Source organism: Ahrensia sp. R2A130, from assembly GCF_000179775.1.
Classification (GTDB): domain Bacteria; phylum Pseudomonadota; class Alphaproteobacteria; order Rhizobiales; family Rhizobiaceae; genus Pseudahrensia.
This window is the reverse complement of record NZ_AEEB01000017.1, coordinates 345,555-372,393: the sequence shown is the minus strand read 5'-3', so window position 1 is coordinate 372,393 and position 26,839 is coordinate 345,555. Positions and strand designations below refer to the sequence as shown.

Genomic DNA, 26,839 nt, shown 5'->3' with positions numbered 1-26,839 from the left:
ATTCAAACGATCCCGATATCTCACACGCCTAGCCTAATCGCCATTTTGTTTGGCACTCTGATTTGGGGTTATGGCGACCTCATTGTTTCTAACATTAGAAGTTGTTGCACATGACCACAGACATGGAACGAGTAGCGGACGCGATCCGCGCTTTTGAGGCTGGTGAAATCGTCGTCGTCATGGACGATGATGATCGTGAGAACGAGGGCGATTTGATCGTGGCGGCGGTTCATTGCACGCCGGAGAAGATGGGGATGTTCATTCGCCATACGTCCGGCATCGTGTGCGCGCCCATGCCCGTAAGCGAGGCGCGGCGGTTGAATCTTGCGCCCATGGTGGCGGAAAACGACGCGCCCCACTCCACCGCCTTCACCGTGTCGGTGGACTACAAGCACGACACGACCACCGGCATTTCTGCCGAGGAGCGTTGCTCCACCGTGCGCGGGTTGGCGAACCCCAATGCAGGCGCAAGCGACTTCGTGCGCCCCGGCCACATCTTCCCGCTGGTGGCACGTGAAGGCGGGGTGCTGATGCGCTCCGGCCATACGGAAGCCGCCGTGGACCTGTGCCGCCTAGCGGGCTTGCCGCCGGTGGGTGTGATTTCCGAACTGGTGAATGACGATGGCTCCGTAATGCGCGGACCACAAATCGAAGTGTTCGCCGGTGAAAAGGGCTTGAAGACCGTCACCGTCGCCGACCTCATCGCATATCGCCAGCGGCAGGACCGCTTGGTGGAGCGGGTGGACGAGTTCGACACCGTGACGGAAGCAGGCCCTGCCCGCGCCATCACCTACACCACGCCCTTCGACCCTATGCAGCAGTTGGCCGTCGTCTTCGGCGACATTCGTGATGGCCGCGACGTGCTGGTGCGCCTGCATGTGGAAAGCGTGTTGGACGACGCCTTCCGCGGCTCAAACGCGCTGCACGATCACCTGGAAACCATCGGCAAAGAAGGCCGTGGCGTCGTGGTCTATCTGCGCGAGGGTTCCGTCGGCGTGGCCTCGCAAGGCATTCGCGGAGAGCAGGAATCATCGCGTCACGAGCCGCGCGTCGGAACAGAAGGGGCAGCTTTCGGCGATGAAGCTGAAGGCCACGGCACCGCGCAGAGCCGACAGGAAGAGTGGCTGGAAATCGGTCTCGGCGCGCAGATTTTGCGCGACCTTGGCGTGACGTCGATCCGCCTGATGTCATCGAAAGAGCGCCACTATGTCGGCCTGAGCGGGTTCGGTATCGAGATTTCGGAAACGATTACATCGTGAGATGGTTGGTCGTTGCCGCCTGCTTGGCCGCATATCCTGCTTGGGCAAGCGACTGGGTATCCACGCCTGTTGCAATTGAAGTACCGAGTGGCGGTCAAATTGATCAACCGGTCTTGCAGCTGACACGCTGCCACATCGAGAACGCTAAAAATCCAAGCAGTTGCGCGTCTGCGACGAGCGGCGAATCGCCATTCGAAGGCCACCCGCTTGCGATGCCGATGAGCAATGTCTCGCCGCTACAAAGCGCCGATGCACCAAACCGCTTCATCTATTCAGACCCGACACGCAGATACGCCCACGCGGTCTTAGGTGACGATATCGAAGGTGGAAGCCTCGTGGCGATCGACGCGGAAACGGGAGAGCCGATCAACAAGTTGGTTCTGCCGGAAAATCTCGTCTTCGAAGACCGATGGCCACGCGCCGTTGATCTGGATGGTTTTGGCAAAGCTCACGTCGTCACCCTGCTTTCCGAAGCAAGCACTGGCGCTGCTGTTGCGGTGTATGAGTTTGCCGACGGTAAGCTGTCGCTTGCAGCAAAAACACCCGCCATCGGACGGGCTAACCGTTGGATGAACATCGCTGGTATCGAGGATTTCGACGGATCGGGTTCGGCCTCCATTGCCGTCGTTCGCACGCCGCATATCGGCGGAACATTAGAGTTCTGGCGATGGTCGAAAGGCACGTTGACGAAAGTCGCGGAAGCCTTCGGTTTCTCAAACCACCAATACGGCTCGCCCGAGTTGCGCCTCTCCGCCATCGAAGACTTCGATGATGACGGTGTTTCCGATCTCGCCCTGCCATCCGCCGATAGACGCAGCCTGCAACTCGTCAAACTCTCGAGCCGTAAGAACCCAGAGGTCGATATCATCGCCTCCGTTTCCCTGCCCTCGCCCATCGACAAAGCCATCGGCGTGACGCGCAATGGCGACGATGTTGTGCTGACCGTCGGGCTAGAGAACGGCTCCGTTTACGCTATCCACCGTGGGTTGCCGAACAACTGAAACCTGTGAAGCATCGACGCCGCGCTTGCGGTGTGCGCCAAGCCTGCCACAGTCCGCGTTCAGGGAGCGCATTATGACAACACATCTTTATACCCACGATATTTTCGCCGAGCATAAAACACCCGCCGGTCATCCGGAACGCCCCGACCGCATTCGTGTTGTTGCAGATGCGCTGGGCCATGAAGATTTTCGTGATCTGGTACGGTTCGAAACCACGATGGCAGACGAGGCCGTGTTCGAAACCGCCCATTCTGCTTCATATGTCGAAGGCTTGCGGGCGCAAATTCCCGACGAGGGAATCGCCCGCATCGACCCTGATACCGTGATGAGCCCGAAGAGCTGGGAGTGTGTGCGTCACGCAGTTGGCGGTGGATTGGCCGCGGTCGAAGCGGTGATGAGTGGCAAAGCCGACAACGCTTTTCTCGCAGCGCGACCGCCCGGCCACCATGCGGAACAAGTTACCGCCATGGGCTTCTGCTTCATCAACACTGCCGCTGTAATGGCCCGCCACGCACAATTGCACCACGGTGCAGAACGCGTTGCCATCGTCGATTTTGATGTCCACCACGGCAACGGCACGCAAGATATTTTCGAGCGTGACAAGAGCGTATTCTACGCCTCCACCCACCAGATGCCGCTTTTCCCCGGCACCGGTGCAAAGGGCGAAGAAGGTGTCGGCAACATCTGCAATGCGCCGCTTCAGCCCGGTGCTGGCACCGAAGATTTCCGCGATGCTTTTCGAAGCCGTGTCTTGCCTGCGTTGAACGCATTTGCGCCCGATCTCATCATTATTTCTGCAGGCTTCGACGCCCACGCCCGCGACCCGCTGGCCAACGTGAACCTGTCGGCCCACGACTTCGATTGGGTGACGGCTGAGCTGATGTCATCGGCAGAACGGCACTGCAGCAACCGGGTGGTCGCACTGCTGGAAGGCGGGTATGACCTACAGGGATTGGCCGAATCCTGCGCTGCCCATGTGAAGCGCCTGATGAACGGCTAGAACGAAATTCGATCTGGGGAACGACCGCGATGAGTGATAAAAAACAGGACGTATCGAAGCTCTCCTTCGAGCAGGCATTGGAACAGCTGGAACGCATCGTCACCGACCTCGAACGCGGTGATGTTCCGCTGGAAGCCTCTATTGCGAAGTATGAAGAAGGCGAGGTGCTGAAGAAGCATTGCGCCTCGCTGCTGCAAGCGGCCGAAAACAAGGTCGAGAAAATTCGCGTAGGTGCCGACGGCACGGCCAAGGGCAGCGAACCGCTGGGCGACTGACACCGCGACGCCATGCCTCGCAGTATTGGCACAGGTCATCCCCACCTTACACTTGCCAAGGCAGCGTGAGTGTCTAAACTATTTGACAGTCGCACTGTAAACTTGAGCGACCAGCCGCGCGACCGCACCGCGCGGGCCATAGGAGCCAACCGCAATGCGACCCGAAACGCCACTTCTCGACCAGGTCCATATACCCGCTGATCTACGGAAATTGTCCGACGAACAACTGCCGCAACTGGCTGATGAGCTTCGTAGCGAGATGGTGGACGCGGTATCTGTTACCGGTGGGCATCTAGGTGCCGGTCTTGGCGTGGTGGAACTTTCCGTTGCGCTGCACAGCGTGTTCGACACGCCCCACGACCGCATCATCTGGGACGTAGGCCACCAGTGTTATCCGCATAAAATTCTCACAGGTCGCCGCGACCGTATTCGCACACTTCGCACCGAAACCGGACTGTCGGGCTTCACGAAACGCGCTGAGTCCGAATACGACCCATTTGGCGCGGCGCACTCATCCACCTCGATTTCCGCTGGTCTCGGCATGGCAGAGGCCTCGAAACTGGCGGGCGTTCACCGCAACGTAGTCTCTGTGATCGGGGATGGCTCGATCACAGCTGGCATGGCCTATGAAGCCATGAACAACGCCGGTGGTATCGATGCGCGACAGATCGTGATTTTGAACGATAATGACATGTCCATCGCCCCACCAACGGGCGCAATGAGCCATTATCTGGCCCGTCTTGTTTCCGGCAAAACCTACCGCTCGCTGCGTGAAACCGCGAAGCAACTGAATGAAAAGCTGCCGAAATTTATCGCCGACAAGGCCCGCAAGGCCGAAGAATACACCCGCAACGTGTTCAACGAACAGGGCACGATGTTCGAGGAACTCGGCTTCTATTATGTCGGCCCCATAGACGGTCACGATCTTTCGGTCCTGTTGCCCGTGTTACGCAATGTTCGCGATGCCAAAAGTGGGCCGATCCTGGTCCACGTCATCACTGAAAAAGGCAAAGGCTACGGACCTGCTGAAGCTGCGGGCGATAAATTGCACGCCGTAGCCAAGTTCAATGTGGTGACGGGCGAACAGTCCAAGAGCATTCCCAACGCGCCATCCTACACGAAAGTCTTCGGCCAAAGCCTTGTGCAGGAAGCGGAGAACGATCCCAAGATCGTCGGCATTTCAGCTGCCATGCCCGGTGGAACGGGCATCGACATCTTTGGCGAAGCGTTTCCGGAACGTACCTACGACGTCGGCATCGCCGAACAGCACGCTGTGACATTTGCCGCCGGTATGGCGAGCGAGGGCTATAAACCGTTCTGCGCGATCTATTCCACTTTCTTGCAGCGCGGGTACGACCAGGTTGTCCATGACGTGTCGATCCAGAACCTGCCGGTTCGCTTTCCCATCGACCGCGCAGGCTTCGTTGGCGCTGACGGCGCAACCCATGCTGGCTCCTTCGACATCGCTTATCTCGCCTGTCTGCCAGGCTTCACCGTCATGGCCGCAGCCGACGAGGCAGAATTAAAGCACATGGTGGCAACAGCCGTTGCCTATGACGATGGCCCCCTGTCGTTCCGCTATCCACGCGGTGAAGGCGTCGGTGTCGACCTGCCGGAGCGCGGCTCTGTGCTGGAAATCGGCAAGGGCCGTATCACCAAGGAAGGCACGAAGATTGCGCTGCTGTCTTTCGGTTCACGGCACGCCGACTGCATGGCGGCTGCTGAGGAGCTTGAGGAATACGGCCTGTCCACAACCGTAGCTGACGCTCGTTTCGCCAAGCCGCTGGACACGGATTTGATTGAGCGTCTCGCACGCAACCACGAAGTTCTCATCACGGTGGAAGAAGGTTCTGTCGGTGGTTTCGGCGCGATGGTGCTGCATCATCTTGCCGGTTCCGGTCTTCTCGACAACGGTTTGAAAATTCGCACCATGACCATGCCGGACGTTTATCTGGATCAGATGAGCCCTGCACGGATGATCGAAGTGGCGGGATTGGACCAGGCCGGTATCGTCAAAACCGTATTCGCGGCATTGGGAACGGAACAGGACGCAGCGCTTAGAGCCTGATCACGTTTTCGCGGTTCGGCGGATGGTCGCACTGCATTTCCGCTTCTGATCGGATAGACACATCGCGAAAGCCTGCATCAATTTTGGAGCCTGTCCGTGAAAGTCTTCCGTCTCGCCCTGTGGTCCGTGATCTTCGTTCTCGGCGCTTATCTCGCTTTTCAAACAGTGCAGACCACGCTTCGCGAAGGCGATAATGTAGCTGCTGTCGGCGGGCCGTTCGAAGGCGTGTTCACGGACGGCACCGTTGCGAATGAAGACAAGATCGAAGGCCGCCCTTACGCCATCTTCTTCGGCTTCACCCATTGCCCGGACGTTTGCCCCACCACGCTTTATGAAGCCTCGCAGTGGTATGCAGCCTTGGGCGAAGACGGCGATAAAGTGGATATGTACTTCGTCACCGTCGACCCCGAGCGCGACACGCAACAGGTTCTGGCAGACTACATTTCCGCCTTCGACAAGCGCATCAAAGGCATCACCGGCACGCAGGCGCAGATGGCTGAGATGATGCAGGCCTATCGAGTATTCGCGCAACGCGTGGATGAGGACGGCGACGACTACACGATGAACCACACCGCAACGACCTTCCTGATGACATCCGACAACACGTTGCAGAGCACGATTGCCTATGGCGAGAGCGCTGAAGTCGCTATTGCCAAGATGAAGCGGCTGGCAGACTCGTAGTGAGCCGCACCGCAACCTTGGCCGTCGTTACAGCGCTCGCGCTGTTGTCCGGTGGTGCTGCAGCACTGTGGATAGGCTTCGGTGAAAGCGTGGCATTGGCCTATATGGCGGGCCTTGTGATGGCCTGCTTTTAACCAAAAATTCACATACTTTACGCACCGGCGGTCAACTCGAGATAGATAGAGTTTGAATCGAATGTTCGAATCGTTGGTCATATCATGCGCTTGCACCTGCTCTTTCTCGCCGCCTCCATTACCATGCCGTCGGTCGCTATCGCGTCCAGCGTGCAGGAAATGGCGGCTGAACGGGTAAAGGAAAAAATGGGCACCATTCGTGGCACCATCGCACCGGCAGACACCAACGTTCGCCTGACCGTGGAATTGATCGACCGCTGGCGGCCCATCGCTTCCGTACCAGAAGTGGCTGAGCGCAGAGAACTGCCATCTGACCCTGGCTATAAAATCGGCGCGGAGCCTGTTGCAGCGCAACTGCCCAACGATTCCGACATGCGCTCGATCATGCAGGCGGTCGATGCGATGATTGCCAACGGCCCCGACAGTTAGGCGTACCCTGCCTAACGCTTGCAAAGACGGCGACGGGCTGACAACACCGGCTCATGTCGCAAAGCCCAACTAAATTACGCGCTGACCAATTGCTGGTGGAGCGAGGCATGGCGCCCAGCCGTTCGCGCGCAGCCGATATGATAAAGCGCGGCTGCGTTATGATTGCCGGAACCCCAATCACCAAACCGGGCCAAAGCCTCGCACCAGACAGCACAATCGAAGTCGATGACGCGGCATCGAACTATGTCTCACGCGCAGCTTTGAAACTGGTCGGCGCGCTTGATGACACAGGCTGGAACGTGAGCCAATCTGAAGCGCTCGATCTTGGCGCATCCACCGGTGGGTTCACGCAGGTGCTGTTGGAGCGCGGTGCAAGCCACGTAATTGCGCTTGATGTGGGGCACGGACAATTGGCCGATGAGATACGCCAAGACAAACGCACCACTGTGCTGGAGCACTTCAACGCGCGCGATTTGAACGCAACGCATTTGCCTTGCGTGCCGGATTTCATCGTGAGCGATATGAGCTTTGTATCGCTGCGAATTGCCGCTGAACCTGCCCTGCTTCTCGCAGCGCCCGCTGCCCGATGCATATTGCTGGTAAAGCCGCAATTCGAGGTCGGTCGTGATGGTATCGGCAAGGGCGGTCTTGTAAGGGATGAAGCGTTGGTGCCACCGATGCTCGACACCATGCGCGATTGGCTGAACGGCCTCGCCGGTTGGCGGGCCACCCATCTTCTGCCTTCCGCCATTCGCGGCGGAGACGGCAATCAGGAATATCTACTTTGCGGGGTTCGCGATGACTGACTTCACCATCGACGCGCTCGGCACGCTTGGTCACGGCATCGCTAAAGATGCGCGGGGCCACCCCGCCTATATTCCCCGCACCATTCCAGGCGAACGGGTTGAGGCTTCGGGCGAAGCGCCGCATCTCGATCTGGATGCGGTTCTCGAACCTTCGCCAGACCGGATCGATCCAATCTGCCCGCATTTCGAACGCTGCGGCGGTTGCACGTTTCAACATATGTCGCTGACGGCGCAGCGGGCATGGAAACGCAGTGAAGTAGAGCGCGCTTTCGCCAAGGCAGGCTTAAAAGTCGAAGTCGCAGAGACCATCGGCAACGCCCCTAACAGCCGCCGTCGCGTTACAATGACGGCATGGCGCGAAGGTGGCGCCATCAAGCTGGGCTACAGCGAACAAGGAAGCACCGACCGCGTGCCGATCCAGTCATGCCCTATCTTGGTGCCAGAACTGGGAGCTGCTTTAGGGCCGTTGCAAAGTGTTCTGGCCACCGTGTTGCAGGGCAATGCCGAGGCGCGGGCTCACATGACAGCCGCCGATAACGGCATAGATGTCGGCATCGAAACCTCAGGTGAAGCCAATGAAGACACGATGGCCGCGATGGTTCGCGCATTTGCCCGCTCACCATTCCTGCGCATTAGCGTTGATGGCGAGGTGGCCGCAGCGCGTGAACACCCGATCATCAGCTTTCAAGGCGCGACTGTGGAGCTTCCAACGGGCGCGTTTCTGCAAGCCGTGAAATCCGCTGAAGACGCAATGCTGGATCTTGCGAGTAGACATTTGAAGAAAAGCAAACGGGTCGCAGATCTGTTTTCCGGCCTCGGCACTTTCACATTTCCGCTGTCAGCGAACTCCAAGGTGCACGCTGTGGAGTCGGATGTTGCAGCCGTTAAGGCCCTACACTACGCCCAACGCGATGGTGGCAAAGCGGTGACATCGGAAATTCGGGATTTGATCGAGCTGCCGCTCATGCCGAAGGAATTGGAGGCTTACGACGGCGTTTGTCTTGATCCGCCACGCGCAGGCGCTGCCGAACAAATTGCTGAAATTGCACGCACCGACATCCGCCGCATCGCTTACATTTCCTGCAATCCTGTGACGCAGGCGCGGGATGTCGCCGTGCTGGTAAAAGCGGGATGGAGCATCGCTTCCATCACGCCGGTGGACCAATTCGTGTTCTCACCACACATCGAAAGTGTTGCGCTTCTGGAAAAATTGGGTGCGCCCAAGAAACGCTCGATCTTCCGCTAGGCCGCAGCAGCTAAGCGCGTTTGCGGTTCATGAACGCCATGAAAGCCGCGCGGGCTTCATCGGATTTCAGACGATCTGCAAACATTTGGCCTTCGTGGCGAATGCGTTCGACGATTTCTTCGGGGCCATTTCGCATCAAACCGTGCGACAGTGCCAAAGCCTGAGGAGGTTTTGCTGCAAGGCGCTGCGCCTGTTCCATCGCATGCGCCTCCAACTTGCCCGCGTCCACGATTGTATTGATGAGCCCGGCCCGCTCGGCACGTTCGGCAGTCCAGCGTTCGCCCAACACCAACAGTTCATAAGCCATCTGATGGCCCATAATACGCGATGCGATGAGGCTAGAACCAGCTTCCGGAACGAGACCAAGGTCGAGGAATGGGGTCTGAAACCATGCCTGCGGTGACGCGTAAACGAGGTCGCAATGCATCAGTGTCGTGGTGCCTACGCCTACAGCAAGACCGTCGACCGCCGCGATGAACGGCTTTTTGGCGTTGGCCATCGCCTGCAAATAATCGTGTACGTCGTTCGCCTGTTCGCCGCCGGCAGCGACCGCCATGAAGTCGGCCAAATCGTTACCCGATGTGAAGATACCAGCCGTGCCCATGATAAGTGTCGCGGCAACATCGTCATCGTCGTTAGCCTCATTAAGCGCGTCCGCCATCTCGCGGTACATGGCGCGGGTGATGGCGTTTTTCTTTTCCGGGCGATTGAAGCGGATGGTTTGAACGCGGCCTTCGCGGCCAATTTCGATATCGGGCATGGTTGGGTCTTTCTGTGCGGGCGTTTGGGCAGATCAGGCGGATTTCAGGAATTGACCGGCAGCCAAAAGAGCAGCGCTGCCGCCTTCGATGGACCGCCGCAAGCTGGATGTGGTGGTGAGAATATCAAGCGCGGCAAAGCGGGCAATTGCCGCCCGTTCAGCAATATCCGCGTCTTCAGAACGAACTGCAGATGCAGCGAGATAGGTCGAGCCGGACGCCAGCGCAAACAGGCGAAGGTAAGGTGTTGCACCTGACAGCGCTGAAGATTTTTCACCAGCAGCCATGCGATCCAGCAACCACTCAGTCGCGGCCAACAGATCATCCAGCCCTTCCGACAGCGCATCGGCCACACCATTGAGGTCGGCACGGTTAGAGCCGCGAACCTCTTCGATCATGTCGCGCAATTCACCGATATAGCCACGAACATGCTCACCACCATCTAGCGGCAATTTGCGCGTCACCAAATCTATGGCCTGAATGCCGTTCGTACCTTCATAGATAGGCGCGATACGGGCATCGCGGAGCAGTTGCGCCGCGCCGGTTTCTTCCACGAACCCCATGCCCCCATGCACCTGCACACCGATGCTCGCGACTTCGCAGCCGATATCTGTAGCGAAGGCCTTGGCGACGGGCGTCAGCAACGCTGCGCGGTTCTGCCAGAACGGCATTTCTGGCGTCGGTTCACCGCCATTTCGGGCCGACGCGTGGTTCAACTCGTCGGCACGGGCGATAGCGTGTGCGCAATTGTAAGCGATGGTGCGGGACGCGTTGGTGAGCGCGCGCATGGTGGCAATGTTCCGCTGCACATCGGGGTGATGGATGATCGGAGCCATGCCTTCGCCATCAAAGCCTTCCGCCTTGCCTTGCCGCCGCTCTTGCGCATAGGCGAGCGCTTTTTGCGTGGCAGCTTCCGCAACTGCGGTGCCCTGAATAGCGACCATGATGCGGGCGTTGTTCATCATCGTGAACATGCAGGCGAGACCACGGTTTTCTTCGCCGATGAGCCAGCCGATAGCACCCGGCTCGTCGCCAAACTTCCCATCACCATAGAGCATCGTGCATGTGGGCGACGCATGGATGCCGAGCTTGTGCTCGACGGAGTGGCAATAGACGTCATTACGGGTGCCGTCTTCAAGCACCTTAGGCACGAGAAATAGCGAAACGCCGCGCTGCCCAGCGGGTGCATCCGGCAGGCGCGCTAGGACGAGATGGACGATGTTGTCCGTCATTTCATGCTCACCATATGTGATGTAGATCTTTTGTCCAAACACACGATAACTGCCATCACCAACGGGTTCAGCGCGGGATTTTAGGGCGTTGAGGTCGGAACCGGCCTGCGGCTCGGTCAGGTTCATCGTGCCGGTCCACTCGCCGGAAACTAGTTTTTCCAGATAGATCGCTTTCAACTCATCGCTGGCGTGGGCGTCGATGGCTTCGATTGCACCGATGGTCAGCGTCGGACCGATGGCAAAGGCCAACGATCCGGAATTCCACATTTCGAAAGCCGCGATTTGCAGGCTCATCGGCAGGCCTTGACCGCCAAAACCTTCTGGTCCGGACAGGGCGTTCCAGCCACCTTCCGCCCAGTTGCGGTACAAGTCAGCCCAACCATCCGGCAGGCTGACGACGCCATCTTTTACATGCGCGCCTTGCTCGTCACCGGCACGCGAAAGCGGGGCAATCTCGTCACCAGCAAACCGTGCACCTTCTTCCACAATTGCAGCAAGAAGGTCTTCAGAAAGATCGCCAGCCTCACCGGCTTCGATCTGGCTACCCAAACCGGTTACGTTTTTAAGTGTGTGAACGATCTCGTCGACAGGGGCGCGATACATGGCGGGCAGGCTCCTCAATTCTTCCGATCAACCGGTGCCACGAATTGACGTTAACGTCAAAGTTTTTCGCAAGCGACGCCGACAAGATAAGGGGCTTGCTGCACCGCCCCGCAAGCCGCTACGTCAAAGCCATGACGAACATCATGACCACCGGCGATGGCTTCGAACAAGCAGCCCGCATTTTGCGCGAGGGCGGCTTGTTGGGCGTGCCAACGGAGACGGTTTATGGTTTGGCGGCAGACGCTTGCAACGCGACGGCGGTGGCAAAAATTTACGCTGCCAAAGGTCGGCCTGATTTCAACCCGCTGATCGTTCATGTTGATAGTTTGAAGATGGCGGAAGAGCTTGCGGTTTTCGATCCACTGTCTCGCAGGCTTGCAGAAGAATTCTGGCCCGGGCCGCTCACGCTAGTGTTGCCCTTGCGTGGTGATGCTGCCCTTGCACCAAGCGTTACAGCAGGATTGGGAACGGTTGCACTTCGCCAGCCCATCGGCGTGCTGGCAGAGCTTGCCAGCTCACTGGGTACCGGAATTGCTGCGCCCAGCGCCAATTCATCAGGCCGCATCAGCCCTACAACAGCCCAGCATGTTGCCGATGATTTAGAAGACCGGGTCGATCTCGTTCTTGATGGAGGAACCTGCGCTGTGGGTGTCGAATCGACCATCGTCAAATGCACCAACGGCAAGATCAACATACTGCGTACCGGCGGGATAACGGCAGATCAGCTTACCGAAATCGCACCGTTGGCCGAGCCTGAAAAAAGCGGAAAGATCGAAGCCCCCGGCCAATTGCTGGCGCATTACGCACCGGACGTGCCGCTTCGTATGAACGCTCATGAAGTAGATGAAGGCGAAGGACAATTGGCCTTTGGACCAGCGCCGCTTCACAGTGCAGGCCCGTCGCTCAACCTAAGCCCTACCGGTGATGTCGCGGAAGCCGCCCGCAATCTGTTCGCCATGATGAAGACGCTGGATAGTGCAGGCGTTGCAGGTATCGCGGTTCAGCCCGTACCTGAAAATGGGATCGGGGCTGCCATAAACGACCGCCTGCGCCGTGCCGCCCATGGGTCCCAGTCAAGCAGCAACCAATCAGGTGAAGATCATGGATGACACCCTGCGCAAACGTTTCACAGAAATTGTTGGCCAACGCTACGCCTTCCACCGCGCCGAGGACATGGCGCCCTACACGACCGAGATGCGGAACCGTTTTGATGGGACCGCAGCGATGGCGCTTCGCCCTGGCAGCGTCGGGGAAGTATCCGCGATACTGAAACTCGCCTCGGAGACAGGCACTGCGATCATTCCACAAGGCGGCAACACTGGCCTCGTCGGCGCTGGCGTTCCGCTGCAAGGCGGCACGGGCGAAGAGGTGATGGTTTCGCTGGGGCGGATGAACAAGATCATCGAAGTCGATACCGAGACCAACACCATGACCGTCGAAGCAGGTGCCATTCTGGAAAACATCCAGAACGCTGCCGACAAAGCAGACCGCTTCTTTCCTCTCTCGCTCGGCTCGCAAGGCACCTGTCAAATCGGAGGCAACATCAGCGCCAATGCGGGCGGTACGGGGGTCATCGCCTATGGCAACACGCGCGAGCTGGTCATGGGGTTGGAAGTTGTGTTGCCGGACGGGCGCGTGTGGGACGGGCTGTCGAAACTCCGCAAAGACAACACCGGTTACGACCTGAAAAACCTCATCATCGGCGCGGAAGGCACGTTGGGCATCGTCACCAAAGCGGTGCTGAAACTGTTCCCTAAACCGGCAGGGCGCGAGGTTGCGATTGCAGGTCTCGGCTCGCCTGAAGACAAATTGAAACTGCTATCACTGGCAAAGGCCAAAGCGGCCAATGGCGTCACTGCCTTCGAGTTCATGGCCCGCGTGGCGATGGAGTTCACCACCCGCCACACCGATGGTGCACGGGAGCCGCTGGAAAGCCGTCCGGCTTGGTATGTGTTGCTGGAAATCTCCTCGCCTCGTTCCGCAGAAGATGCGCGCGAGACGATGGAGACCATTCTCACCGAAGCCTTCGAAGACGGCACCATAAGCGACGCAGTAATTGCTGAGTCCGGCGAACAGCAAAACGCATTCTGGAAATTGCGCGAAGACATGAGCTGGGCGCAGAAACCCGAAGGCGCGTCGATCAAGCACGATATCTCCGTGCCTATTCGTGAGGTACCGAAGTTCATCAAGTTAGCCAACGCAGCGGTCGAACGTATCGCACCTGGTTCCCGCATCGTGAATTTCGGTCATCTGGGCGATGGCAACCTGCATTACAATATTTCGCAGCCCGTGGGTTGGGAGGCTTCAGATCACTACGCGCTGGAACATGCGGTGAACGAGGCCGTCTATGAAATTCTCGGCCAACTGGGCGGGTCCATCTCTGCCGAGCACGGCATCGGGCAAATGAAGCGCGACAAGCTGGCCCGGCTTAAAGACCCCGTCGCGCTGGACATGATGCGCGCCGTCAAACGGGCGCTCGACCCGGTTAACATAATGAACCCGGGCAAGGTAATCGAAGTCTGAAGACGCAGCGCGGCGCTTAACACCCGCGCAACCTTACCTCGATCTTGCACCCCACAAGCTTTCGTCAACCCTGCCGCACGGTGGGATTTGCTTAACCTCGTCCCTTAAGTGGAAACGGGCACCCCCGCCCCTATGGTCCATTCAACGCAGAGCCGAACAACGAGCCTGCGGGAAACTAAATGAGAGATCGCGGCGTCAGATCAGCGGCTCTTGAAGTTCAGAACAGACGATAGCGACGGGGCCGATGATGACCAAAACAAACAACATGGCAGTAAAGCCAGAATGGGCGGACCAACCGCTCCGCGTCGATCCTTTCGCGCTCCCCCAGACCGTACAGCGCAACGATGCACGCCGCGCCAGCTACATGGTCGCTGCATCCGGAACCACGGTCAAAACCATGGTCGGTGGCAACCTTCCACTAACAATGGCTCTGCCGAACCGTGCCTTTCAAGGCGTAGCTGCACGCGCCTTCGAAAACACCGATGGCTCCATGACGGTGACGCTGGAACTGCTCCACACCGACCCTGCGCTTTGCGTGCCGCTTTGCGTGGCTGATACGCTGGAAGATGCGGCAAGTGACTGGCACAGCTGGGCGAAACGTCTCGCTTTGCCGATGTTGAGTATCGACCACACCGGTGCTGTCGAAGTGGTAAAAGACGCTGCCGGTCTCGTATCACGCACGCCGAAACCGCGCCGTCGTCGCGTATCGAACATCGCCCACCGCCCGCATTTCCTGCGCCGTCGTAAGCCGGGCATGCTTGGCCCCGTGGTTCGTATTTCCGGCGAAGAGCTGATCGCTAGAAACTAGATCAACCAGTTCGCTATCAGGCCAGCGAAAACCGCCCAACCGAAGAAATTGTTCGAACGGAAGAGCCGCAGGCATTTTTCGCCGTCTTCGATATCCAGCGATGTGATCTGCCAGATCATGTGCATGCCGCCGACCAGCAGCCCGATATAGCCCGCTGCACCTACACCAGCCTCAAAATAGGCGGCTGCGAACAGGATCAATGTGCCGCCATACAGAATGAGGAGAGCCTGCACCGTGCGGTCGCCGAAAAGCCGTGCCGTAGATCGCACGCCAACAATGGCATCATCCTCTCGATCCTGATGGGCATAGATCGTATCGTAGCCGATGACCCAGAGGATCGATCCGATATAGAGCAGCACCGGCGGAGCGGACAATTCGCCGAACACCACCGCCCAACCCATCAGCGCCCCCCAAGAAAACGACAGGCCGAGCACGAATTGCGGCCAGTCCGTCAGGCGTTTTGCAAATGGGTAAAACGCGACCACACCCAGCGATGAACACGCAAGAATGAAGGCGTAACCGTTGAACGGCTCCGACAGCGCGCACAGGCCGAGCAACACCAACAGTCCGGCCAGCGCTTGCGCTACAAGAAAAACAGTCGCCTGCATTTTCGACACGCGCCCCGAAGGAATAGGCCGCGATGCGGTGCGGGCGACCTTCGCGTCAATATCCACATCGACAACATCGTTATAGGTGCAGCCCGCGCCGCGCATAGCGACGGCGCCCGCCCAAAACAGCGCAATTTGTGCCAGAAGAGTCGGTTCTATTGTTTCACCCGCAACGCTCCACGCCAGTGCGAGCGACCACATGCACGGCCAAAGCAGCAGTTTCCAACCAATCGGTCTGTCCCACCGCGCAAGTTGGGCATAGGGCCACAGGCCGACAGGCAGGAGACGATAAACCCAGCTGTTGCTCGGCGCATCGGCAACGCGGCCTGCGGTGGTGGAGTTGGTGGACATAAATATTCCGTCGGGCTGGCAGCCCGCTTTTTTAGATCGTGATTGGGGATAACCGCTACCAACCGCCGCGTCCATGCGTGGAAGTGCCACCGCTCGTGCTAGATGCTGCTGCATGACTATCACGCACACTGAGCGCTACTGCATGAATATCTTGCTCATCGGTTCCGGCGGCCGCGAACATGCGCTCGCTTGGAAAATTCATCATTCCCCCCTGCTCGACCGGCTGTTCATCGCACCCGGCAATGGCGGCACACGCCCATATGGGGAACATCCCGATTTGGATGTGGCCGACCACGGAGCGGTGGTGGAGTTCTGTCGCGCAAACGAGATCGGCTTGGTGGTCATCGGGCCTGAAGCGCCGTTGGTGGCAGGTCTTGCAGACGATTTACGCGAAGCTGGATTTGCAACATTCGGTCCATCAGCGGCCGCAGCGCAGTTGGAAGGCTCCAAGCAATTCACCAAAGCACTGTGCGAGCGAAAGGCCATTCCCACCGCCGCCTCAGGCCACTTCACCGACGCCGCAAAGGCCCGCGAATACATCACCATGGTGGGTGCGCCCATCGTGGTGAAGGCGGATGGCTTGGCGGCTGGCAAGGGTGTCACCGTCGCGATGACTGTGGAAGAAGCCCATGCAGCGGTGGATGATTGCTTCGACGGGTCATTCGGCTCAGCGGGTGCGGAAGTTGTGATCGAGGCATATCTGGAAGGCGAAGAGGCCTCCGCATTCTTCCTTTGCGACGGCAAAAATGCCCTGCCCTTCGGCACCGCGCAAGACCACAAGCGCGCCTATGATGGCGACACCGGTCCGAACACCGGCGGCATGGGAGCCTATTCCCCCGCGCCCGTTTTAACGCCGGAACTCGAAGCCGAGGTGATGCAGCGCATCGTGCAGCCTACGCTGGACGGCATGGCAGAAGCTGGCACACCGTTTTCCGGCGTTCTGTACGCCGGTTTGATGCTTAGCGCCGATGGTCCGCAACTCATCGAATACAATGTCCGGTTCGGCGATCCTGAGTGTCAGGTTCTGATGGTCCGGTTGGAATCCGATCTCGTGCCGCTGCTACTGTCTTGCGCCAATGGCGATCTAGCGGGTCAGAGCGCCGAATGGTCCGATGACTTCGCACTCACCATTGTCATGGCCGCCAAGGGCTATCCTGGTGCCTACGAAAAAGGCACCCGCATTACCGCGCTGGACGCGTTGTACGACGACCAGATCGAGGTTTTCCACGCGGGCACCGAAGCCCGCGACGAGCGCATTCATGCGATTGGCGGGCGTGTGCTCGCCGTCACATCAAAAGCCCCCACCGCCACCGAAGCGCAACAATTGGCCTACTACGCGGTGGAAGAGGTGAACTGGCCCGAAGGCTTCTGGCGCACCGATATCGGAGCGCGCGCGGTGGAGCGGGAAAAGAGCTAGTCGGTGTAACCCGCCAACTCACCACAGATGACGTAGCGCAGGATATCCACCACCTGACCGCTGGTTTTTGCGACGGCCAAAGCTGCTGCATCGACCTCTTTCAGCGGGTGCTGGTGCTCATCCTGATGCACCACGATCAGCGCCTTGCCGAGCGCGGATGCTATGCCCGCGTCAAAAGCGGCGTTCCACTGTTTGTATTTTTCGCCGAAGCGCACGACCACGATGTCGGCCCCTTCGATCAACGTGCGGGTGCGGATGGCGTTGACCTGCGCGCCCTTACGGTCGTGCCAGAATTTGTCGCCTTCCGCGCCCAATATCGTCACGCCGCAATCATCGGACGCTTCATGGTGCGTAACGGGAGCGGAAAAGCGCACCGGCAGACCGGCGGCTTTCGTGCCAGCCGCAATTTCCTCGCGCCAATCCGTGTGGATTTCACCGGAGAGATAGACGTTCCAAGTTCGTTCGGATGTGTGGGCGTCGGTCATGTTTTATCCTGCAATTTTCGAGAAATCGGCAACCGTGCCGGTGGCGTCGCGGATGCGACGCATTAGGGCCAGGCGGTTGGCGCGGACGGCATCGTCTTCCACATTCACCATCACGTCGTCCAGGAAGGCATCCACCGGCGCGCGCAGGGCGGCGAGCGCCTTCATTGCGCCCTCATAGTTTTGTTTTTCCACGGCTTCGGCAGCGCAATGTTCGGCGCTTTCCAGCGTCGTGAACAGTGCTCGCTCTTGGTCGGTATCGAACATGGCGGGATCGACGCTTTCCGCAACCCCCGTGCCCTTCTTCTCCTCAGCCGCCAAAATGTTCACAGCACGTTTGGTGCCTGCGAGCAGGTTCGCGCCGTCGTCGGTGTCGAGGAAGGAACCGAGGGCTTCGACCCGGCGAGTGATGGCGAGGAGGTCGTCCGATGCCGGCGTAATGACGGCGTCAATGAGGTCGTGCCGCGCACCGGAATCGCGGAGATAGACTTTTAGTCGATCGTGGAAGAAGGCGAGGAGGTCAGGAATAACACTCCCGAAACTGGGCAACTCATAACTCAATTCGTAATCCTGCAATCCGCTCGTAAGTGTTGCAGAATCCCGAGTATCAGCCTCTTCTTCTTTCGCCTTAACCACTGCAACCCGACGATCATAATCAATTTCAGAGAATTTTGCCCACGGAGCAACTTCGTCACCCCGATAGAAGAAAAACGCAGTTATGGAGGCGTAACCGTGATCACAAAGAGGAATGAGAACAATCTCGTTCCAAGCTTGTCGGCGAAAGAGATGCTGGATGTACGACTCGCGTATCAACGAAAACACACTAACGCTCAGTTTATTCTCCAAGAGAAGGCGGGTCACACCCAGCGCAGCCCTACGCAACGCATACGGATCTTTACTCCCCGTCGGCTTTTCATCGATCGCCCAAAAGCCTACCAGCGTGTCCAACTTATCCGCCAGCGCCACGGCTACGCTCACCGGCTCCGTTGGTACATCGTCCGTCGGTCCTAGTGGCGAATAGTGCAGTTCAGCTGCGGCTGCGACTTCCGGTTTCTCGCCTTTGATCTCGGCATATTTTCGCCCCATCGCGCCCTGCAATTCGGGGAATTCGTAGATCATCTGGCTGTTGAGATCGGCCTTTGCGATTTTTGCGGCGTGTTCGGCATCATCGGGGTCGGCCCCCACAAGCGGGGCGAGTTCGCGGGCAAGTGCCGCGATGCGGCGTACGCGGTCGCCCTGGCTGCCCAGCTTGGCATGGAAGGTGACATTGTCCAGCTTGTCTATCCAAGGCTGAAAACCTTCGGTCTCGATCGTGTGCAGATCGGTTTCCCAGAAGAATTTCGCGTCCGACAGGCGGGCGTTCACCACCTTGGCGTTGCCGCTCGCGATCTCCGTACCGCCGTCATGGGCGTCGATGTTGGAGACCAGCAGAAACGTGTTCGACAGCGCGGTTTCGCCCTGTTTCCGCAGCACGAAGCACTTCTGGTTTTCCTTGATCGTGAGGCGGATGACCTCCGGCGGGATATCGAGATAGTCGGCGCCGAATTCGCCCAGCAGCGCGACGGGCCACTCCACGAGGTTCGCCACCTCTTCCAGCAGCGCCTCGTCTTCCACCAGTTCCAGCCCCTTGGCGAAGGCCAGATTGGCAGCGTCGGCGCGGATGATGTCCTTGCGGCGCTCGGCATCCAACACGACGTTGGCGGCTTCCAGCTTGGCGACGTAATCGTCGAACCGACGCACGGTAATTTCTTCCGGCGCGTGGAAACGGTGGCCGTAGGTGACCTTGCCGGTGGCGATACCGCTCACTTCGAACGGGACGACTTCCGTCTCGTCATTTTCCACGCCCAACAGCGCGATGATGCTTTGCAGCGGACGCACCCAGCGCAGGCTGCCAGCCTGTGCCGACTTCGCGCCCCAGCGCATGGACTTTGGCCACGGGAAATTCTCGATGATGCCCGGCATGACGCTGGCGATAATATCGGCGGCATCGCGCCCCGGTTTTTCGATCACCGCGACGAGAAACTCGCCCTTTTTCGGATCGGTTCGGGTTTCCGCCTGGTCGACAGATTCCAATCCGGCACCGCGCAGAAAACCAGCAATCGCTTTTTCCGGCGCGTCGGTGCGCGGGCCTTTGCGCTCTTCTTTTATGTCGGCAGACCGCGCGGTCAGTCCGCGAAGGTCCAACGTCAAGCGTCGCGGCGTCCAGTATTCGCGCGCGCCTTCATAGGTGAGACCAGCATCGACTAGGGCGTCGGTGACAAGCTTCTTCAAGTCGCCTGCCGCTTTTCTTTGCATGCGGGCGGGTATCTCTTCGGAGCGAAGTTCGAGCAGAAAATCGGGCATTACGCTGCCTCCACTTCAGAGGCATCCGGATTTCCGCCACCGGCTTCGGTTGCGAGAAACGCCTCGCCGCAGGCTTTGGAAAGATCGCGCACGCGACCGATGTAGTTCTGGCGTTCGGTGACAGAAATCACGCCGCGGGCGTCGAGCAAGTTGAAGACGTGGCTGGCTTTGATGCACTGGTCGTAGGCGGGGTGGGCCATCACGATGGCGCGGCCTTTCTTCGGGTCGACGGGATCGGCGGCCAGAATGTTGCGGCACTCTTTTTCGGCATCTTCGAAATGGCGCAGTAGAGTTTCGGTGTCGGCGACATCGAAATTCCAGCGGCTGTATTCGCGTTCGGTCTGCTGGAAAATTTCGCCGTAGGACACGCGCTCTTCGCCCTCCCCGCCGTTGAAATTCAGGTCGTAAACATCATCGACGTTCTGCACATACATGGCGAGACGTTCGAGGCCATATGTCAGCTCTCCCGCGACGGGGGAACATTCCTGGCCACAAATCTGCTGAAAATAAGTGAACTGCGAGACTTCCATGCCATCGCACCAGACCTCCCAACCGAGGCCCCACGCGCCAAGCGTCGGGCTTTCCCAGTCATCTTCCACGAAGCGAATATCGTGCAGCAGCGGGTCGATGCCTATGGCGGCGAGCGAGCCGAGATAAAGCTCCTGCAAGTTCGGCGGGCTGGGCTTAAGCAGCACCTGGTACTGATAGTAATGCTGCAAGCGGTTCGGGTTTTCGCCGTAGCGGCCATCGGTGGGGCGACGGCTGGGCTGCACGTAGGCTGCTTTCCAAGGCTTCGGGCCGAGCGCGCGCAGGGTCGTTGCCGGGTGAAATGTGCCAGCGCCGACTTCCATATCGAAGGGCTGCAAAATTACACAGCCGTGCTTCGCCCAATAGTCATGGAGCGTCAGGATCAGGCCCTGAAAGGAAGTTTTCGGGTCGTGAGTGGACATTGTTTCAACCGGCTGGAGAACGTGCCGTTGCGATGCCACCCAACGCCCGCAGAATCAAGGTTGGGTGCGTTAGGCTTCCAGTCTTCCGCGGATGGGAAAACCCTTCTCGCGGTGGAAGCGAATGCCTGCCAGAAGCGCTTCCGGGTCAGGGCGCATGAAAGGCACGTTCGACATATCGAGCATGTGAACGAGGCCATCATCGTTGACCACATAGTGCGCTGGTTCGGCGAAGGGTCGTGGCGCTTCCTGCTCGTCGCGGGGCTGCGAGATGTAGAGGCCGAGTTCCACCATCTGCGGGATGGAAAGGTCGACGCCGACTTCGGCGGTCCACTCCGAGTCTTCGATGAACGGGCGGGCGCGGTCCGCGCTATCGGCAGAAAGCACAAGAATTTCAATGCCATCTGCGGCATAGGCTGCGCGCAAAACTTCGAGTTTGGCGAGGTAGTCTTTGCATTTCGGGCAATGCGCACCGCGATAGACGACGATGAATTTCCAACCCTTACCGCCGAGCTGCATCTTGCCGCCGGACAGCGTGTCGACTTCGATCATCGGCATAGGCGTGCCGGGCATCATCTTGTTCATGTTGGGTAATTTCCGTTGCTGTCAGGCGAGAGGCTAGCTCAGCGCAGTCAGAACCGCATCTGATTTAGCGATCACGAATGCGATATTTCCCGGTTTTTGGGTCGAGTTCGAGGGCTGGTGCGTCTTTGGTTTCGCGCAGTTTTTCAGCGCGGACCTGCGCGGCCTCTTCTTCTTCCAGCTTGGTCAAATGACGGCGCAGTTCTTTCCACGCGTAGAGACCTACAGCCCCGACGGCTGCTGCGGCAACGAACTGGATCATGACTGCCCTTCCGAAATTCTCATTTGGTTACAAGCCAATGCGGCCCCAAAGCGCGCGCTCTTCTGCGGTGGACAGCAGCCCATCGGCGATTTGATGGCCTAGATTAGCGTCCATTACCGGAATGCCCAAGCCGGAAATTCCCATACTGGCAGAACGACCAAGCAGCCCCTTTTTGGCTTCTACCAGCTTGAGCTTTGTTTTCTCACCGTAAAATCCACGCAGCGTGCCGCGCAAGTCGCCGATGCCATCAATCAAACCCATGTCTTTTGCTGGTCCTGCTGTCCAAAACATGCCGGTGAACATGGACTTATCTTCGACCAGTTTGTCGCTTCGCGAGGCTTTTACGAGGTCGATGAACACACCGTGGATCTCCAACTGAAGTTCTTTCAAGCGTTTGATGTCTTGCGCTTTTTCGGGAAGGAATGGATCGAGAACTGACTTGTTCAAACCTGCTGTATGAACCCGGCGCTCTACGCCTAATTTGTTGATGGCCCCCACGAAACCGAAGCCCGATGATACCACTCCGATTGACCCGATGATGCTGGATGGGTCTGCGGTGATCTGGTCACCCGCGCAGGCGATCATGTAACCACCGGAGGCTGCGGCGTCTTCTACGAAAACGTGGACCTTCTTGTCATGCTCGGTCGCAAGATCCCGAATTCGTTGGTAAATCAGTCGTGACTGTACGGGCGACCCGCCGGGTGAATTGACGATAATGGCGACGCAGGGCGCTTCTTTCATTTCGAAAGCGCGTTTCAAACGGCTGGCACAACCGGCGAGATTGAGGTTCTGGCGCAGCGCCGAACCGCCGGACATGATCGCCCCTTCCAGCCGAACAACGGGAATGATGGCGGCATCCATGCCCATTTTTGAACGTAATTTGGCGGGTAACAGCTTGGAAAGTTTGGGCAAATTAGAGTATCCTGAAAATTCTCGGCAAATAATGCGTCTTTTCAGGAAATGGAGACGCTTTTGCCGAAATTCAACCCGACATTCCCAGAAGATCGATGCCTTTTCTGCCGCGCAAAATATCTTCGACAGGATCGGTGAAGGCGCCATCCGGCTTGTGCAAAACCAATAGCGGCAATTCGCGCTCGCCGTCTTCCGCTCCTAATCGGGCGGTGATGAGAATGCGGATCGGGGCGCTTTCGTTTTTTGCCGCTATCGGCAGCACGAAGCTCTCCCCGAACTTTCCAGTCATCGCTTGTCGTATGTCATCCAAATTGTCCGGCCGGAGAATCATCGTCAGCCGACTGTTCGGCAGACAAATTCGCGCCGCAGCCTCGACCCAATTTTTCAACAACCCATCCGTCGCCATGTGCGCGGCGGCGCGGCGGGCGTGTGGCGATGCCTGCCGACCGCTTGCGTTGTAGGGCGGGTTTGCGATGACGTGGGAAAACCGTGCTCCGTCCAACGCGACTACATCCGCTTCCGTCACGATTAACCGACCTGCCAAATGCGTGTTGCGCGGCAATGCTACCGTTCGGCGCAAAAGAGTGACACTAGCTGGATCGTTCTCGAACATCTCCACCTGCACTTCAGCGCAACGCTGGGCGACGGCCATGCCGGCAACTCCGGTGCCTGCGCCGAGGTCAGCGACGGCCCCCGTTTCACTTGCTGAAACGCAAGCGGCCAAAAGAACAGCATCGAGACCGGCGCGGTGGGCACCTTTTCTCGGTTGGAGAACGGCAAAGGCGTTGTCGAGAAAGCCGTCTTCTGTGATTTCCGGCTTGATATCTGTCACATTACCGCAGCGCTCAATCGACGGGACGGACCAGCTTGGCAGGAAGTTCTACGCCCAGTCCCGCCTCTTCCATCAACCGCCGCGCCTGCATCAGCTTTTCGCCATCGACCATTATGCGGCGGGGCAAAATGCCGAGCGAACCATCGACGATGCTCATGTGCTCGTCGGCCACGAAGTGCACGATATCGGCCTCCTGCAGCAGCGATTGCGCGAAGGATACGGAAACCGGATTGTTGGTGCGAAGCAGTTCTTCCATGCGCGCTTCATCGACTGGACAAGACCTGTTGTCCACCCATCTCACAGGGATGCGACCAGCGGCGGGCTTGCGGGTGGGCCGTCACCGCCTTACCTCGCTGTTAGAAAACGAATTGCAGGAACACCACCATGGGCGTCGTCGTAGAACTGGCCAGTGCCAAAACCGCAAAAGCCGGGATCGATCCGCTGTTGCGCCTTACCGCCGATGATATGGCAGCGGTGAACACGCTCATTCTGTCGAAATGCGGTTCGGACGTCGAAATGATCCCCGAGGTCGCCAAGCATTTGATCGACAGCGGCGGCAAGCGCCTGCGCCCGATGCTCACGCTCTCCGCCGCGCGAATGCTGGGCTACACCGGCGACCATCACGTCACGCTGGCCGCATCCGTCGAGTTCATGCACACGGCTACGCTGCTGCATGATGATGTGGTGGACGAAAGCGATATGCGGCGCGGCAAGCAAAGCGCGCGCATGGTGTGGGGCAATCAGGCCAGCGTTTTGGTGGGCGATTTTCTACTCGGTCAGGCGTTCCGCATGATGGTGGATGCCGGCTCGATGGAAGCGCTCGACGTGTTGTCCACCGCGTCGATGGTCATCGCCGAAGGCGAAGTGATGCAGCTTTCCGCAGCACAAAGCATGGAAACGACCGAAGACGATTACATGGCCGTGATCCGCGGCAAGACGGCGGCGCTGTTTTCTGCCGCCTGCGAGGTTGGCCCCATTTTGGCGGATGCTGGCAAACCCGCCCGCGATGCGCTCCGCAGCTACGGCCTCAATCTCGGCCTCGCGTTCCAGCTGGTGGACGATGCGCTGGACTATGGCGGCTCGAAAGCGGACCTCGGCAAAAACGTCGGGGATGATTTTCACGAAGGCAAAATCACCCTGCCCGTGCTGCTGGCCTACCGTCGCGGTTCAGACGAAGAACGCGACTTCTGGCGCACCAACATGGAAGCCGACAATGCAGGCGAAGGCGCGCTGGATGACGCCATGGTGCTGCTGAAAAAGCACGGTGCCATAGACGACACAGTCGCCCGCGCCCGCCACTACGGCGAAATGGCCCGCGATGCGCTGGCTCCGCTACCAGCGGGTGAGCACAAGAGCGCGCTGTTGGATGTGGTTGATTTTTGTATTGCGCGGGTGAGTTGAGGCGAGAACGTCGGGCTGGTGATCCTCACGTTCCTAGCTTTCTCTTTCGGAGAATGCTGATCGCAAAACTGAAAGCAATTTTGCAGTAGAAACCGGTTTCTTGACAACTCTTTCGTTGGTCGTGTCGAAGTTAATCTGATCACGGTCATATGCGGTCACAAATGCGAACGGGATGCCACGCTCCCGCAATGTATCGGCAATCGGCTTCGAGGTTTTGTTACCACCAAGATTCACATCAAGAATTGCGACATCAATGTCTTCGTTTTCTGCCACTGTCTTTGCTTCTTCCAAATGGATACTCGGGCCAACGACCTCAAATCCCAGATCCTCAAGAGTATCCGACATTTCGAAAGCGAGCATCACTTCGTCTTCGACAATGAATATGCGTTGCGGTTTGTCAGTCATGTGTTTTTTATCTCTTCCTTTTGTATTGGCATTCGCAGCTTCCATTCATATCCGGTGGGTAGAAACTCGCTGGTCACACGACCGCTCGTTTCTGCCTCTAGTGCCCTTCCGGTTATAAATGAGCCGAAGCCCTTATCGCTGGGTTCAGACGGAACTGGTCCGCCACGCTCGATCCAGCAGATTTCTAATTGAGAAAGTTCCGTGTTGTCAGTTAGGTTCCAAAACAGATCGACGCGGCCTTCCAGTTCGGAAAGCGAACCATATTTGAGTGCGTTGGTCGCTAGCTCGTAAAACGCCATTGAGAATGCAAGAGCCTGCCGGGAGGGGAGTTCAATAACCGGCCCTTCCAGCTTGACCTGATCCCCGCCGATGGGCCCGAGAACTTCTAGCGCCACATCCTTCAAAGGCGCTGTTTCCCATGACGAACCAATCAGTTTGGAGTGGGCGCTCGCATAGGCATCTAGCCGCCTATTCACCGTGTCGCGAAGGCCACTATCTACGCTAACCTTACGAAGCGACTGACTGACAATCGACTTTACTACAGAGAATGCGTTTTTAACACGGTGGTTGAGTTCGGCGATCAAAACCCGCTGTGCATTCTGTAAACGCAATTCTTCATCAATATCGATCAGCGCTACTGTCGCTCCCAGCAATTCATTTTCCGAATCAAGAATCGGCTCGCCAATAATTCGCATCCAGAAACGACTTCCATCGCCGCGCTGATAATGGACATCGAGTTCAGAGCGAGGATCGCGCTCGCGCAATACTCTCGACAGGGGAAAATCATGACTTTCTACCCGTCTCCCATCAGCGTGATATGCAATCCATTCGCCATACGAATCAACATCATCGGAAAACAGGATCGGATGCCGGACCATGGTTTCCACATGCTTGTTACCGTAAATGATCTGCCCATCAGCATCGGCAAGAACCACACCGACAGGCACCGTCTCCATCATCGATTCCAACACATGGATACGTCGGGATTGTGCGCGTGCTATATTGGAGTCCGACCGGCGCTTTTCCGCATTTGCCAGCAGTTCCTCCTGCATGCGCGCGATCTCTTCAGTCATGTGATTGGAAGGCGTTGTCATGGAAGTCGGTTCGCTTAAGCTGACCCGTACAAACGCAGGGCTTCAAAATATCTCTTACCTATCCTGTAAGGACATTTGTCAAAAGAATTCGATGTCAGACCCCTGCGAATGGGGATTGCATCAATCTTTTAGGCTGGGACTTGGCAAAGTCAAAACCCACCTTGTTGTCAGAACCCGGTCGCAAGAACGGCAGATTGGGGTAATCGCAAGTGCATATGTTTCAATGAAGCTACGCGAGGATGACTTCAAACGCATTCTGCGTGATAGGGACGTTGTACGTCCAAACGCCAGTCATGGCTTCACCAATACGTGTCAACAAGCTAGACCCCCGCCCCCAAAAGCGCCATGGTTTGCGCCATGATGGCTCACATCTTCGGGTG

The 26,839-nt window shown here is 58.1% G+C and carries 28 protein-coding genes; 15 read left to right on the top strand and 13 right to left on the bottom strand.

Going from position 1 to position 26,839, the window contains the following annotated elements:
* The first annotated feature begins 110 nt into the window (after window positions 1-110).
* The 10 genes from ribB to R2A130_RS10930 all read left to right on the top strand — a co-directional run bounded on the left by ribB (window position 111) and on the right by R2A130_RS10930 (window position 8,899).
* Window positions 111-1,259: a 3,4-dihydroxy-2-butanone-4-phosphate synthase gene (gene ribB / locus R2A130_RS10970; RefSeq protein WP_009758120.1), complete on the top strand. Its 1,149-nt coding sequence runs from the start codon at window positions 111-113 to the stop codon at window positions 1,257-1,259.
* A gap of 218 nt (window positions 1,260-1,477) precedes the next feature.
* The gene (locus tag R2A130_RS17605) at window positions 1,478-2,260 is read left to right on the top strand and encodes a hypothetical protein (RefSeq protein WP_156798478.1); all 783 of its coding nucleotides are present in this window, start codon (window positions 1,478-1,480) and stop codon (window positions 2,258-2,260) included.
* A 73-nt stretch (window positions 2,261-2,333) separates the two neighbouring features.
* Complete coding sequence (locus R2A130_RS10960) at window positions 2,334-3,260, top strand: histone deacetylase family protein (RefSeq protein ID WP_009758118.1); 927 nt, start codon at window positions 2,334-2,336, stop codon at window positions 3,258-3,260.
* 29 nt (window positions 3,261-3,289) lie between these two features.
* Window positions 3,290-3,535 carry an exodeoxyribonuclease VII small subunit gene (locus R2A130_RS10955; RefSeq protein ID WP_009758117.1) on the top strand — a complete coding sequence of 82 codons (246 nt, stop codon included), beginning with the start codon at window positions 3,290-3,292 and terminating at the stop codon, window positions 3,533-3,535.
* A gap of 154 nt (window positions 3,536-3,689) precedes the next feature.
* Window positions 3,690-5,603 (top strand): 1-deoxy-D-xylulose-5-phosphate synthase, encoded by a 1,914-nt coding sequence (gene dxs / locus R2A130_RS10950; protein WP_009758116.1) that lies wholly within the window; start codon window positions 3,690-3,692, stop codon window positions 5,601-5,603.
* A gap of 96 nt (window positions 5,604-5,699) precedes the next feature.
* The gene (locus tag R2A130_RS10945; RefSeq protein ID WP_009758115.1) at window positions 5,700-6,284 is read left to right on the top strand and encodes an SCO family protein; all 585 of its coding nucleotides are present in this window, start codon (window positions 5,700-5,702) and stop codon (window positions 6,282-6,284) included.
* Complete coding sequence (locus R2A130_RS19010) at window positions 6,284-6,418, top strand: hypothetical protein (RefSeq protein WP_009758114.1); 135 nt, start codon at window positions 6,284-6,286, stop codon at window positions 6,416-6,418. The genes R2A130_RS10945 and R2A130_RS19010 overlap by 1 nt, the downstream gene beginning before the upstream one ends.
* Before the next feature lie 84 nt (window positions 6,419-6,502).
* A complete protein-coding gene (locus R2A130_RS10940; RefSeq protein WP_009758113.1) occupies window positions 6,503-6,847 on the top strand; it encodes a hypothetical protein in 345 nt (114 codons plus the stop codon).
* A gap of 53 nt (window positions 6,848-6,900) precedes the next feature.
* Window positions 6,901-7,653: a TlyA family RNA methyltransferase gene (locus tag R2A130_RS10935; protein ID WP_009758112.1), complete on the top strand. Its 753-nt coding sequence runs from the start codon at window positions 6,901-6,903 to the stop codon at window positions 7,651-7,653.
* The gene (locus R2A130_RS10930) at window positions 7,646-8,899 is read left to right on the top strand and encodes a class I SAM-dependent RNA methyltransferase (protein WP_009758111.1); all 1,254 of its coding nucleotides are present in this window, start codon (window positions 7,646-7,648) and stop codon (window positions 8,897-8,899) included. Before R2A130_RS10935 ends, R2A130_RS10930 begins: the two co-directional genes overlap by 8 nt.
* A 10-nt stretch (window positions 8,900-8,909) precedes the next feature.
* On the opposite strand, the gene R2A130_RS10925 is transcribed toward R2A130_RS10930, so the two are convergent.
* Window positions 8,910-9,659 (bottom strand): crotonase/enoyl-CoA hydratase family protein, encoded by a 750-nt coding sequence (locus R2A130_RS10925; protein ID WP_009758110.1) that lies wholly within the window; start codon window positions 9,657-9,659, stop codon window positions 8,910-8,912.
* A 33-nt stretch (window positions 9,660-9,692) separates the two neighbouring features.
* Window positions 9,693-11,492, bottom strand: coding sequence for an acyl-CoA dehydrogenase (locus R2A130_RS10920; protein ID WP_009758109.1), 1,800 nt, complete (start codon window positions 11,490-11,492; stop codon window positions 9,693-9,695).
* A 131-nt stretch (window positions 11,493-11,623) separates the two neighbouring features.
* On the opposite strand from R2A130_RS10920, the gene R2A130_RS10915 reads away from it, so the two are divergent.
* The 3 genes from R2A130_RS10915 to R2A130_RS10905 all read left to right on the top strand — a co-directional run bounded on the left by R2A130_RS10915 (window position 11,624) and on the right by R2A130_RS10905 (window position 14,823).
* Window positions 11,624-12,601: an L-threonylcarbamoyladenylate synthase gene (locus R2A130_RS10915; protein WP_050786142.1), complete on the top strand. Its 978-nt coding sequence runs from the start codon at window positions 11,624-11,626 to the stop codon at window positions 12,599-12,601.
* Complete coding sequence (locus tag R2A130_RS10910) at window positions 12,591-14,015, top strand: FAD-binding oxidoreductase (RefSeq protein WP_040305804.1); 1,425 nt, start codon at window positions 12,591-12,593, stop codon at window positions 14,013-14,015. Before R2A130_RS10915 ends, R2A130_RS10910 begins: the two co-directional genes overlap by 11 nt.
* Before the next feature lie 244 nt (window positions 14,016-14,259).
* Window positions 14,260-14,823 carry a DUF6101 family protein gene (locus tag R2A130_RS10905; RefSeq protein ID WP_009758106.1) on the top strand — a complete coding sequence of 188 codons (564 nt, stop codon included), beginning with the start codon at window positions 14,260-14,262 and terminating at the stop codon, window positions 14,821-14,823.
* Here the strand turns inward: R2A130_RS10905 and ubiA are convergent.
* Entirely contained in the window at window positions 14,820-15,782 is a 963-nt protein-coding gene (gene ubiA / locus R2A130_RS10900) for a 4-hydroxybenzoate octaprenyltransferase (RefSeq protein WP_009758105.1), read from the bottom strand. The two genes, R2A130_RS10905 and ubiA, sit on opposite strands and share 4 nt — an antisense overlap.
* Window positions 15,783-15,924: 142 nt before the next feature.
* On the opposite strand from ubiA, the gene purD reads away from it, so the two are divergent.
* Window positions 15,925-17,199, top strand: a complete 1,275-nt coding sequence (gene purD / locus R2A130_RS10895; protein ID WP_009758104.1) for a phosphoribosylamine--glycine ligase — start codon at window positions 15,925-15,927, stop codon at window positions 17,197-17,199.
* Here purD and R2A130_RS10890 read toward each other — a convergent pair.
* The 8 genes from R2A130_RS10890 to R2A130_RS10855 all read right to left on the bottom strand — a co-directional run bounded on the left by R2A130_RS10890 (window position 17,196) and on the right by R2A130_RS10855 (window position 23,815).
* Window positions 17,196-17,684, bottom strand: a complete 489-nt coding sequence (locus R2A130_RS10890) for a YtoQ family protein (protein WP_009758103.1) — start codon at window positions 17,682-17,684, stop codon at window positions 17,196-17,198. The genes purD and R2A130_RS10890 overlap by 4 nt on opposite strands.
* A 3-nt stretch (window positions 17,685-17,687) precedes the next feature.
* The gene (gene glyS / locus R2A130_RS10885) at window positions 17,688-20,024 is read right to left on the bottom strand and encodes a glycine--tRNA ligase subunit beta (RefSeq protein WP_009758102.1); all 2,337 of its coding nucleotides are present in this window, start codon (window positions 20,022-20,024) and stop codon (window positions 17,688-17,690) included.
* Entirely contained in the window at window positions 20,024-20,974 is a 951-nt protein-coding gene (locus R2A130_RS10880) for a glycine--tRNA ligase subunit alpha (RefSeq protein ID WP_040305640.1), read from the bottom strand. Before R2A130_RS10880 ends, glyS begins: the two co-directional genes overlap by 1 nt.
* Before the next feature lie 69 nt (window positions 20,975-21,043).
* On the bottom strand, window positions 21,044-21,556 hold the full coding sequence (locus R2A130_RS10875; RefSeq protein WP_009758100.1) for a redoxin domain-containing protein: 513 nt from the start codon (window positions 21,554-21,556) through the stop codon (window positions 21,044-21,046).
* A 64-nt stretch (window positions 21,557-21,620) separates the two neighbouring features.
* Window positions 21,621-21,815, bottom strand: a complete 195-nt coding sequence (locus R2A130_RS10870) for a hypothetical protein (protein WP_009758099.1) — start codon at window positions 21,813-21,815, stop codon at window positions 21,621-21,623.
* 27 nt (window positions 21,816-21,842) lie between these two features.
* Complete coding sequence (locus tag R2A130_RS10865; protein ID WP_198008718.1) at window positions 21,843-22,682, bottom strand: S49 family peptidase; 840 nt, start codon at window positions 22,680-22,682, stop codon at window positions 21,843-21,845.
* A 115-nt stretch (window positions 22,683-22,797) separates the two neighbouring features.
* On the bottom strand, window positions 22,798-23,559 hold the full coding sequence (locus R2A130_RS10860) for a tRNA1(Val) (adenine(37)-N6)-methyltransferase (RefSeq protein WP_009758097.1): 762 nt from the start codon (window positions 23,557-23,559) through the stop codon (window positions 22,798-22,800).
* 13 nt (window positions 23,560-23,572) lie between these two features.
* The gene (locus R2A130_RS10855) at window positions 23,573-23,815 is read right to left on the bottom strand and encodes a DUF2007 domain-containing protein (protein ID WP_009758096.1); all 243 of its coding nucleotides are present in this window, start codon (window positions 23,813-23,815) and stop codon (window positions 23,573-23,575) included.
* 128 nt (window positions 23,816-23,943) lie between these two features.
* On the opposite strand from R2A130_RS10855, the gene R2A130_RS10850 reads away from it, so the two are divergent.
* The gene (locus tag R2A130_RS10850; protein ID WP_009758095.1) at window positions 23,944-24,960 is read left to right on the top strand and encodes a polyprenyl synthetase family protein; all 1,017 of its coding nucleotides are present in this window, start codon (window positions 23,944-23,946) and stop codon (window positions 24,958-24,960) included.
* A gap of 33 nt (window positions 24,961-24,993) precedes the next feature.
* On the opposite strand, the gene R2A130_RS10845 is transcribed toward R2A130_RS10850, so the two are convergent.
* Together R2A130_RS10845 and R2A130_RS10840 are read right to left on the bottom strand one after the other, a co-directional pair.
* A complete protein-coding gene (locus R2A130_RS10845) occupies window positions 24,994-25,365 on the bottom strand; it encodes a response regulator (RefSeq protein WP_009758094.1) in 372 nt (123 codons plus the stop codon).
* On the bottom strand, window positions 25,362-26,459 hold the full coding sequence (locus R2A130_RS10840) for an HWE histidine kinase domain-containing protein (protein WP_009758093.1): 1,098 nt from the start codon (window positions 26,457-26,459) through the stop codon (window positions 25,362-25,364). The genes R2A130_RS10845 and R2A130_RS10840 overlap by 4 nt, the downstream gene beginning before the upstream one ends.
* Window positions 26,460-26,839 lie beyond the last annotated feature (380 nt).

Bases quoted from the DNA above. Each gene is read 5' to 3' on its own strand.
- ribB (WP_009758120.1), top strand. From the start codon at position 111: ATGACCACAGACATGGAACGAGTAGCGGACGCGATCCGCGCTTTTGAG.
- R2A130_RS17605 (WP_156798478.1), top strand. From the start codon at position 1,478: ATGAGCAATGTCTCGCCGCTACAAAGCGCCGATGCACCAAACCGCTTC.
- R2A130_RS10960 (WP_009758118.1), top strand. From the start codon at position 2,334: ATGACAACACATCTTTATACCCACGATATTTTCGCCGAGCATAAAACA.
- R2A130_RS10955 (WP_009758117.1), top strand. From the start codon at position 3,290: ATGAGTGATAAAAAACAGGACGTATCGAAGCTCTCCTTCGAGCAGGCA.
- dxs (WP_009758116.1), top strand. From the start codon at position 3,690: ATGCGACCCGAAACGCCACTTCTCGACCAGGTCCATATACCCGCTGAT.
- R2A130_RS10940 (WP_009758113.1), top strand. From the start codon at position 6,503: ATGCGCTTGCACCTGCTCTTTCTCGCCGCCTCCATTACCATGCCGTCG.
- R2A130_RS10935 (WP_009758112.1), top strand. From the start codon at position 6,901: ATGTCGCAAAGCCCAACTAAATTACGCGCTGACCAATTGCTGGTGGAG.
- R2A130_RS10930 (WP_009758111.1), top strand. From the start codon at position 7,646: ATGACTGACTTCACCATCGACGCGCTCGGCACGCTTGGTCACGGCATC.
- R2A130_RS10925 (WP_009758110.1), bottom strand. From the start codon at position 9,659: ATGCCCGATATCGAAATTGGCCGCGAAGGCCGCGTTCAAACCATCCGC.
- R2A130_RS10920 (WP_009758109.1), bottom strand. From the start codon at position 11,492: ATGTATCGCGCCCCTGTCGACGAGATCGTTCACACACTTAAAAACGTA.
- R2A130_RS10915 (WP_050786142.1), top strand. From the start codon at position 11,624: ATGACGAACATCATGACCACCGGCGATGGCTTCGAACAAGCAGCCCGC.
- R2A130_RS10905 (WP_009758106.1), top strand. From the start codon at position 14,260: ATGATGACCAAAACAAACAACATGGCAGTAAAGCCAGAATGGGCGGAC.
- ubiA (WP_009758105.1), bottom strand. From the start codon at position 15,782: ATGTCCACCAACTCCACCACCGCAGGCCGCGTTGCCGATGCGCCGAGC.
- purD (WP_009758104.1), top strand. From the start codon at position 15,925: ATGAATATCTTGCTCATCGGTTCCGGCGGCCGCGAACATGCGCTCGCT.
- R2A130_RS10890 (WP_009758103.1), bottom strand. From the start codon at position 17,684: ATGACCGACGCCCACACATCCGAACGAACTTGGAACGTCTATCTCTCC.
- glyS (WP_009758102.1), bottom strand. From the start codon at position 20,024: ATGCCCGATTTTCTGCTCGAACTTCGCTCCGAAGAGATACCCGCCCGC.
- R2A130_RS10880 (WP_040305640.1), bottom strand. From the start codon at position 20,974: ATGTCCACTCACGACCCGAAAACTTCCTTTCAGGGCCTGATCCTGACG.
- R2A130_RS10875 (WP_009758100.1), bottom strand. From the start codon at position 21,556: ATGAACAAGATGATGCCCGGCACGCCTATGCCGATGATCGAAGTCGAC.
- R2A130_RS10870 (WP_009758099.1), bottom strand. From the start codon at position 21,815: ATGATCCAGTTCGTTGCCGCAGCAGCCGTCGGGGCTGTAGGTCTCTAC.
- R2A130_RS10865 (WP_198008718.1), bottom strand. From the start codon at position 22,682: ATGGGCATGGATGCCGCCATCATTCCCGTTGTTCGGCTGGAAGGGGCG.
- R2A130_RS10855 (WP_009758096.1), bottom strand. From the start codon at position 23,815: ATGGAAGAACTGCTTCGCACCAACAATCCGGTTTCCGTATCCTTCGCG.
- R2A130_RS10850 (WP_009758095.1), top strand. From the start codon at position 23,944: ATGGGCGTCGTCGTAGAACTGGCCAGTGCCAAAACCGCAAAAGCCGGG.
- R2A130_RS10845 (WP_009758094.1), bottom strand. From the start codon at position 25,365: ATGACTGACAAACCGCAACGCATATTCATTGTCGAAGACGAAGTGATG.
- R2A130_RS10840 (WP_009758093.1), bottom strand. From the start codon at position 26,459: ATGACAACGCCTTCCAATCACATGACTGAAGAGATCGCGCGCATGCAG.